This is a genomic window from Enterobacter cloacae complex sp. GF14B, assembly GCF_004136805.1.
GTDB classification, from domain to species: domain Bacteria; phylum Pseudomonadota; class Gammaproteobacteria; order Enterobacterales; family Enterobacteriaceae; genus Enterobacter; species Enterobacter hormaechei_C.
In genome coordinates this window covers 1-1,121 of record NZ_QFRV01000304.1, presented here as the reverse complement: position 1 = coordinate 1,121, position 1,121 = coordinate 1, and the positions used below count along the sequence as shown (strand labels likewise).

The following is a 1,121-nucleotide window of genomic DNA, read 5'->3' as shown; positions in this document are numbered from 1 at the left end:
CTCCGCGAGCGGGCTGGATTACAGCCTGACGCCGGACGCGGTGGTCTGGCAGATCCCACGCGTGGCCGCCGCCCGTCAGCTGACCGTCGAGCAGGTGAGCCAGCTGGTTGCAGAACATACGCAAAAGCCGCTGGTCAGCTTCATCGGCATGCCGGTAGTGAACATTGTTGAGCTGAATCTGGCGCTGGATGCGCTAAGGAAGAACTAAATGACCGACGAGCCCATGCGCCCGGATCCGGACAGGCTGCTTGAACAGACGGCTGAAGCCCACCGTGGCAAGCTGAAAATTTTTTTCGGCGCCTGCGCGGGTGTCGGGAAAACCTTCGCCATGCTGACGGAAGCCCAGCGGCTTCGGGCGCAAGGGCTTGATATTCTCATCGGCGTGGTGGAAACCCACGGTCGCAAAGAGACTGCTGCGCTGCTGACGGGGCTGGCGACGCAGCCGCCCCAGCGTATCAGCCATCGCGGGCGGCTGGTCACGGAGTTTGATCTTGATGCCGCCCTCGCCCGCCGCCCTGCCCTGATCCTGATGGACGAACTGGCGCACAGCAATGCGCCAGGCTCCCGCCATCCGAAGCGCTGGCAGGATGTTGAGGAGCTGCTTGAGGCAGGCATTGACGTCTTCACCACGGTGAATGTTCAGCATCTGGAAAGCCTGAACGACGTGGTGAGCGGCGTAACCGGTATCCAGGTGCGGGAAACCGTCCCCGATCCGTTTTTTGATTCTGCCGATGAAGTCGTACTGGTTGACCTGCCGCCGGACGATCTGCGCCAGCGCCTGCATGAAGGCAAAGTGTATATTGCCGGCCAGGCCGAACGCGCCATCGAACATTTTTTCCGCAAAGGAAACCTGATTGCCCTGCGCGAGCTGGCCCTGCGCCGCACCGCCGATCGCGTTGATGACCAGATGCGCGCCTGGCGAGACCTACAGGGACAAGAGCGCGTCTGGCACACGCGGGACGCCATTCTGTTATGCATTGGTCACGGCAGCGGCAACGAAAAACTGGTTCGCACCGCCGCCCGGCTTGCAGCCAAGTTTGGCAGCGTCTGGCACGCGGTCTACGTCGAAACGCCGCAGCTGCATGGCCTGCCGGAAAATCAGCGCCGCGCCATTTTGAGCG

General features: G+C 62.3%; 1 protein-coding gene and 1 pseudogene. Both read left to right on the top strand.

All coding sequences use genetic code 11. From position 1 onward, the window contains the following. Positions 1-208, top strand: a 208-nt coding sequence (locus DD606_RS25380) for a potassium-transporting ATPase subunit C (protein ID WP_129259500.1), incomplete at its 5' end; no start/stop codon positions are given. Then, positions 209-1,121: pseudogene (locus DD606_RS25375) on the top strand (two-component system sensor histidine kinase KdbD); the annotation flags it as partial.